Below are 7,483 nucleotides of genomic sequence, written 5' to 3' on the forward strand. Positions count from 1 at the left end.
GTCCTCCTCCTGGAGAAGGCGCACGTCCGCCACTCCGGTGCGCTCGCCATGGGCATGGACGGCGTCAACAACGCCGTGATCCCCGGCCGCGCCGAGCCCGACGACTACGTCGCCGAGATCACCCGCGCCAACGACGGCATCGTCGACCAAGCCACGGTCCGCCAGACCGCCACCCGGGGTTTCTCGATGGTGCAGCGCCTGGAGTCGTACGGCGTGAAGTTCGAGAAGGACGAACACGGCGAGTACGCGGTGCGCCAGGTGCACCGCTCCGGCTCGTACGTCCTGCCCATGCCCGAGGGCAAGGACGTCAAGAAGGTCCTCTACCGGCAGCTGCGCCGCCGCGAGATGCGCGAGCGCATCCGCATCGAGAACCGCGTGATGCCGGTGCGGGTGCTCACGGCTCGGGGGCGGGCCGTCGGCGCGGTCGGATTCAACACGCGCACGGGCGAGTTCGTGACCGTGCGCGCGGGGGCGGTGATCCTCGCGACGGGCGCGTGCGGCCGGCTCGGCCTGCCCGCGAGCGGCTACCTCTACGGCACGTACGAGAACCCCACCAACGCGGGCGACGGCTATGCGATGGCCTACCACGCGGGCGCCGAACTCACCGGCATCGAATGCTTCCAGATCAACCCGCTGATGAAGGACTACAACGGCCCCGCCTGCGCCTACGTCGCCAACCCCTTCGGCGGCTACCAGGTCAACCGGCACGGCGAGCGCTTCGTCGACTCCGACTACTGGTCGGGCCAGATGATGTCGGAGTTCGCCGCCGAACTCGACTCCGACCGCGGCCCCGTGTATCTCAAGCTCAGCCATCTCCCGGAGGAGTCCATCAGCGCCCTGGAGGGCATCCTGCACTCCACCGAGCGCCCGACGCGGGGCACCTTCCACGCGGGCCGCGGCCACGACTACCGCACCCACGACGTCGAGATGCACATCTCCGAGATCGGCCTGTGCGGCGGCCACTCGGCGTCGGGCGTCCGCGTGGACGACCACGCGCGCACCACCGTGCCCGGTCTGTACGCCGCCGGGGACCTGGCCTGCGTGCCGCACAACTACATGATCGGCGCGTTCGTCTTCGGAGATCTCGCGGGTGCGGACGCCTCCCGGTTCAGCGCGTACGAGGGCGAGTTGCCCGCCGCCCAGGTGCGGGACGCCCACGACTTGATCTACCGCCCGCTGCGCAATCCCGACGGTCCTCCGCAGCCGCAGGTCGAGTACAAACTGCGCCGCTTCGTGAACGACTACGTGGCCCCGCCCAAGACGGGCGCCCGGCTCTCGCTTGCCGTCGACCACTTCGAGCGGATGCGGCGCGAGATCGACCAGATGGGCGCCACGACCCCGCACGAACTGATGCGCTGCGCCGAGGTGAGTTTCATCCGGGACTGCGCCGAGATGGCGGCCCGCTCCTCCCTTGCCCGCACGGAGTCCCGCTGGGGGCTCTACCACGAGCGCACGGATCACCCCGAGCGCGACGACGAAGGCTGGCTGTACCACCTCGACCTGTCCAAGTCTCCTTCCGGGACAATGGAGTTCACGGCACGCCCGGTGGAGCCCTACCTGGTCCCGGTCGAGGAGTTCACGCCCGGCGGCGGCGCCTCACGCCATCTGGGCGAGGTCCATCCGGAGAACGTGGCCACCGCCGGTCAGCGCGACATCGCCCCGGTCGGTTCCGGTATCCGCAGTGCCCCTTCGCGCGACACGGCGACCACGTCGCACTCCCCGCGCATCCTGGAACTGCTCGCCCTCACCGAGGACGAGCCCGAACTCCCGCTGCTACGGCCCTTCTTGACGGACCCGGATGCCGCGGTACGCCGGGCGGCCGTCGCCGCGCTCACCGAGACCGTCCCCGCGGGCACCGGCCCCGCCCTCGCCGGGACGCTCGCGGACCCGGATGCGGGCGTGCGCGCCGCCGCTGCCGCGTCCCTGCTCGAACTGGTCGAAGTCCTGCCACCCGGGCAGGAGTTGTCCCGCGGCCTGCACGACGCCCTCGGCCACGAGGACGCCCTGGTCCGGGCCACCGCCCTCGACGTCCTGCGCGCCCTTCGCCTGGGCGACCCCGCCGCCTACGCCCTCGCGCTCACCGACCCGGACATCGAGGTCCGCATCGCGTCGGTCCGCGCCCTGGTCTCGGTCGGCGACCTCGACGCCGTGGCCCGCGCGGGCGCCGACCCGGCACGCGAGGTCCGTGTCACGGTGGCACGCGGCCTCGACAGCCCGGCGGCGCTGGCCCCGCTGCTCCGGGACACGGACGTCCTGGTCCGCGCGGCGGCCCTCACGACACTGGCCGCCGTGGGCTGCCCCGCCCCGTACGACGACACCGCCCTTGACGCCCTGACCGCACCGCCCTGGCAGGTCAGGGCAGGCGCAGCCGCGGCCCTGGGCGCGGCCGCCGCCGAACGCGCCGTACCCGCCCTGAGCAAGGCACTGGGCGACCCCAACGCCGACGTCCGCAAGGCCGCGGTCCTGGCCCTCCTCGGGCACACCACGAGCGAGGAGGCCCGCACGGCGCTGGCCGCCGCGGTCCTGGACCCGGACGCCGACGTCCGCGCCTACGCGGCCCGCGCGGCAGCCCCTGCCTGAGACCGGCCCTCACCGCCCCAGTTGCTCGCGGCACAACGCCACGGTCGCCGGGTCGGCCACGCCGTTCGCCATCCGGCACACGATCTTGCCGTCGTACGTCTGCCGGGGACGCGCGGGACGCGGTGTCACCGGCTCGGGACGTCGCTGCGGGCGCTGGGTCACGGGCCGGGGCGGTGCCGGTGTGCGGTGGGCGGTGGGACGTGGCGGGGCCGGCGCCGGACGCGTGCCGGTCACAGCGGCGGGCTTCTCGCGGCGGGGTGCCTTCGGCCGGGGCCGCGGTGCCTTCCCGGGCTTTGCACTGCCGGTGCCGCTCTTGACCAGCGCGTCACGCGCCGACGGCTGCACGACGGCAGGCGTGCGGGGCCCGGAGAGCGACGGGGGCGCGCCGCCCGCCGGTGCGGGCGGCTGGCGGGGCGGCAGCCGGTCCTGCGGCGTCACGGAGGTGCACCCGGCGGTGCTGAGCAGGGCGAGGGCTACGAGGGTCACGATCCGGCGATGCACGCGGTCACTCTCCCCCATGGCGGACCCGTAAACGGGACCCTCACGGCCGGGCCACCGGTCCGAGTGGTCCCAGGTGCGACAGGGCGACGCCGCTTGCTCCGACCGGCCCAGTGGCACCCTCCGTGCGCGCGGGTGGGCGAACCGCGGTTGTGTCCGCCGCCCGGGCGGCGGATTCTGTAGGGGATGAACGGGGCTGATGTGGCGCCATGACGGCATGGAACGCGGAGCAGAGAACCGATTTTCGTAGTCCCCTCGACGTCACCAGGGCGGCCACGGCGGTCGTCGACGCCCGGGACACGGTCATCGGCTGGAGCCCCGCGGCCGAGCGGCTCCTGGGCTACCGGCCGCAGGAGATCGTCGGCAGACCCGTGGCCACGTTTCTGACACCCGGCCCCGTGCCCTCCGATCTGCCCGTCCCCGCAGAGCTCCGGAGCAACCAGATCCGCGTCGCCCTGCACCGGGACGGGCATGAGCTGGTCGTCGCGATCGCGGTGTGCCCGCTGCCGGGCGCGGGGACCGTACAGCGGGTTCTCGTCGCGACGGAGCTGAAGGACCTGCGGCTGTGGGAATCCCGGCTCGCCCTGCTGCACGGACTGACCACACAGTCCCCCGTCGGCCTCGCCATCTACGACACCGACCTGTGCCTGACCTGGTGCAACGCGGCGTACGAGCGGGAGATCGGGCGGCCCTTCGCCGAGTTCCGCGGGATGCGGGCCGATCAGCTGTACTCCGAGGGGAAGTTCGTGAGCAAGGGGCATCCGCCCACGCTCGAAGCGGTCATGCGGCACGTCCTGGACACCGGCGAGTCCTTTCTTGACCTGCACTTCCAGGGGCGGCCGCCCAGCGACCCGGGCACGGACCACCTCTGGTCCTGCGCCTACTACCGCCTCCAGGACGCCGACGGACACGTATTCGGCGTGTGCGAGGACGCCTACGACATCACCGATCGTCACCGGGCCCAGCGGCGGCTGGCCCTGCTCGTCGAGGCGGGCCGCGGGATCGGGAACGGCCTCGACGCCCTGGCCACCGCCAACAAGATCACCGAGGTGGCGGTGCCGGAGTTCGCCGCCACGGTGACCGTCGACCTCGCGAGGGTGGTCCTGGCGGGTGAGCTGCCTGCCACCAGCGGCTCGGCGGCGGGCTCCCTCGTACGGGCCGCCCGTTGCCCGGCCGGGGACGGCGATACCGTACCCGGCGACGAATCCCCCGTGGAGTACCCGCCCGGTTCACCGCAGGAGCGCAGCCTCTCCTCGGGCAGGACGGTGCTGGACGACCGGGTCCTCGTCGTGCCGCTGCGGGCCGGGAACAGCACGCTGGGCCTGGTCACCTTCACCCGCGGCGCCGCTTCGGCCACCTTCGACAGCGGCGAGGTGTCACTCGCCGACGAGCTGGTCGCCCGTACGGCCGTCTCCATCGACAACGCCCGCCGCTTCACCCGTGAGCGCACCGCGTCCCTGGTTCTCCAGCGCCAGCTCCTGCCGCAGCACGTGCCGGAGCAGTCGGCGCTCGACGTGGCCCACCGCTTTCTCCCCACGGACGACGTGACGGGGGTCGGCGGTGACTGGTTCGACGTCATCCCGCTGTCCGGCACCCGGGTCGGACTCGTGGTCGGGGACGTGGTCGGCCACGGGCTTCAGGCGGCCGCCACCATGGGACGGCTGCGTACGACCGTGCGCGCGTTCGCCCAGATGGACATGGACCCCGTCGAGCTGCTCTCGCGGCTCGACGATCTGGTGGCGCAGTCGGCGGAGGAGCAGCGCGGCGAGCCGGGAGCCTCCGACGGCGACTACGCCGATGTGACCACCGGGGCGACCTGTCTGTACGCGGTCTACGACCCGGTCTCGCGGCGCTGCTGCATGGCCAGGGCCGGCCACCTGCCGCCGGCGGTCGTCGAACCGGACGGCGAAGTGACCTTCCCCGACCTGCCCGTCGGGCCGCCTCTGGGCCTCGGCGGCCTGCCGTTCGAGTCGGCGGAGCTGGAACTGCCGGTGGGCAGCCTGCTCGCCCTCTTCACCGACGGCCTGGTCGAGGCCCGCGACCGCGACATCGACCACGGCCTGCGGACACTGAGCCAGGTGCTCGGCGACCGGGACGCGTCACTGGAAGAGCTGTGCGACCGGGCCGTGGCACAGCTCCTGCCGGACGGCTCGACGGCCGACGACACCGCCCTGCTGCTCGTCCGTACCCGCGAACTCGGCAGTTCGCGGGTCGCCGAGTGGGAGCTGCCCGCGGAACCGGTCGCCGCCGGTCGCGCCCGCGATCTGGCCACCGAGCAGCTGCACGCGTGGGGCCTGGAAGAGCTGTCGTTCGCCACCGAACTCGTCGTCAGCGAACTGGTGACCAACGCGGTCAGGTATGCCGCCGGCCCCATCCACGTACGTCTCATCCGCGACCGCACCCTGCTGTGCGAGGTCGCCGACACGGGGCACACCTCACCGCACCTGCGCCACAGCGGCGAGGAGGACGAAGGCGGGCGCGGCCTGTTCATCGTCGCGCAGCTCGTGCAGCGGTGGGGTACGCGCTACACCCCCTCCGGCAAGACGATCTGGACCGAACAGGCCTTTCCCGCCACGGGTTGAGACGGCTTCCCGCCGCTACGCCCGCAGCGCCTCGCCCATGTTCTCCTCGCGCCAGCGGCGCAGCAGTTCGTGGAAGGCGACAGCGCCGTGCGGGTAGGCCGTCGGGCCGTTCGGGCGGCCGCGGCCCTCGGCGTTGTAGTAGCCGGGGGTGCACTCGGCGTGGAACCAGGCGTGGTCCGGTGCGCCCTGCGCGCAGACGTCGACCCAGGCGTCCTCGGCCTCGGGGGCGGGCTCCACGACGGCGCCCTTCTCCTGCGCGGCGGCGACCAGGGCGGCGGCGTGCACGGCCTGCTCGTCCAGGATGTGGGTGAAGTTCACGCTGCTGGCATTTTGCAGCGAGCCCATCCGGATCAGGTTGGGGAAGCCCGCGCTGGTGAAGCCGTGCAGGGTGCGCGGACCCCGCTGCGCCCAGGAGTGCAGGAGCTGGACGCCGTCGCGGCCGGTCACCGGCAGCTGCCCCGACGTGATGCCGGATGCGCCCACGGAGAACCCGGTGGCGAACACCAGGCAGTCGACCTCGTACTCCGTTCCGTCCACGACGACGCCGCGCTCGGTCATGCGCTCGATGCCGTGGGTGTCGGCCGTGTTGACGAGGGTGACGTTGTCGCGGTTGAACGCGGGCAGGTACTTGTCGGAGAAGGTGGGGCGCTTGCAGGCGTACCGGTACCAGGGCTTGAGGAGCGCGGCGGTGGCGGCGTCGGTGACTTCGGCGGCCACGCGTGCGCGGATCTCGTTCATCGTGGCGTGGTCGGCGGCCTCGTAGGCGACCTCGAAGTCCGGTTCGCCGCTGCGGCGGAAGCTGGGCAGGAGCTTTTCGAGCAGGCCCGCCGACTCGGTCCACCGGTCCGCGACCAGGTCCTGCCCGGCGTGCTCTCCGGAGCAGATCCGCAGGAAGTTCTCGCGGCGCTCGGCGGCCCAGCCGGTCCGGTCCGCGCCGACCTCGCCGGGCGTCATCCGCCGCTGGCCGCGCACGTCCACGGCGGAGGGGGTGCGCTGGAAGACGTACAGGTGTCCGGCGTCCTCGGCCAGCATCGGGATGACCTGCACTCCCGTGGCGCCGGTGCCGACGACGCCGACCCGCTTGCCCGCCAGGCCGCTCATGCCGCCCTCGGGGCTGCCGCCGGTGTACGCGTAGTCCCACCGGGAGGTGTGGAAGGTGTGGCCGCGGTAGTCCTCGATGCCGGGGATGCCGGGCAGCTTGGGCTCCGAGAGCGTGCCGGTGGCGGTGATGACGCAGGTCGCCCGGAACGCGTCGCCCCTGTCGGTCGTGACCGTCCACTGCCGGGCCGCCTCGTCCCAGGTCAGGGAGGTGACGGCGGTGGAGAACAGGGCGTGCTCGTACAGACCGAACTGCTCGGCGATGCGCACCGCGTGGCGGCGGATCTCCTCGCCGGGGGCGTATTTCCACTCGGGCACGTAGCCGGTCTCGTCGAGCAGCGGCAGATAGACGTGCGACTCGATGTCGCAGTGGATGCCCGGATAGCGGTTCCAGTACCAAGTGCCGCCGAAATCACCGCCCTTGTCGATGATCCGCACCTTCGCCACACCTTTGTCGCGCAGCCGCGCGCCGGCCAGGATCCCGCCGAAGCCGCCGCCGACGACCGCGACGTCCACCACGTCGTGCAGCGGCTCGCGTTCTGCCGGCTCACCGGCGTACGGGTCGGCGGCGAAGTAGCCGAACTCCGCCTGCGTGGAGCGGTACTGGGCCGTGCCCTCGGGGCGCACGCGGCGTTCGCGCTCGAGGCGGTAGCGCTCGCGCAGGGCGGCGGTCTCCTGCGGGGTGGGCGGGTTGGCGCAGTGCGGCAGAGGCATGGTGCGGGGTC

The 7,483-nt window shown here is 72.8% G+C and carries 4 protein-coding genes; 2 read left to right on the forward strand and 2 right to left on the reverse strand.

Annotated features, from left to right (window positions below):
• Positions 1–2,580, forward strand: a 2,580-nt coding sequence (locus tag ACQKIP_RS34060) for a fumarate reductase/succinate dehydrogenase flavoprotein subunit (RefSeq protein WP_427745032.1), incomplete at its 5' end; no start/stop codon positions are given.
• 9 nt (positions 2,581–2,589) lie between these two features.
• On the opposite strand, the gene ACQKIP_RS34065 is transcribed toward ACQKIP_RS34060, so the two are convergent.
• The gene (locus ACQKIP_RS34065; RefSeq protein ID WP_365854837.1) at positions 2,590–3,066 is read right to left on the reverse strand and encodes a hypothetical protein; all 477 of its coding nucleotides are present in this window, start codon (positions 3,064–3,066) and stop codon (positions 2,590–2,592) included.
• A gap of 221 nt (positions 3,067–3,287) precedes the next feature.
• Between ACQKIP_RS34065 and ACQKIP_RS34070 the strand changes: the two genes are divergently transcribed.
• The gene (locus tag ACQKIP_RS34070) at positions 3,288–5,660 is read left to right on the forward strand and encodes a SpoIIE family protein phosphatase (protein ID WP_365854839.1); all 2,373 of its coding nucleotides are present in this window, start codon (positions 3,288–3,290) and stop codon (positions 5,658–5,660) included.
• Positions 5,661–5,675: 15 nt separating this feature from the next.
• Here ACQKIP_RS34070 and ACQKIP_RS34075 read toward each other — a convergent pair whose 3' ends face one another.
• On the reverse strand, positions 5,676–7,472 hold the full coding sequence (locus tag ACQKIP_RS34075) for a flavin-containing monooxygenase (protein WP_365854841.1): 1,797 nt from the start codon (positions 7,470–7,472) through the stop codon (positions 5,676–5,678).
• Positions 7,473–7,483 lie beyond the last annotated feature (11 nt).

This window comes from Streptomyces sp. NPDC059900 (assembly GCF_050270335.1).
Classification (GTDB): domain Bacteria; phylum Actinomycetota; class Actinomycetes; order Streptomycetales; family Streptomycetaceae; genus Streptomyces.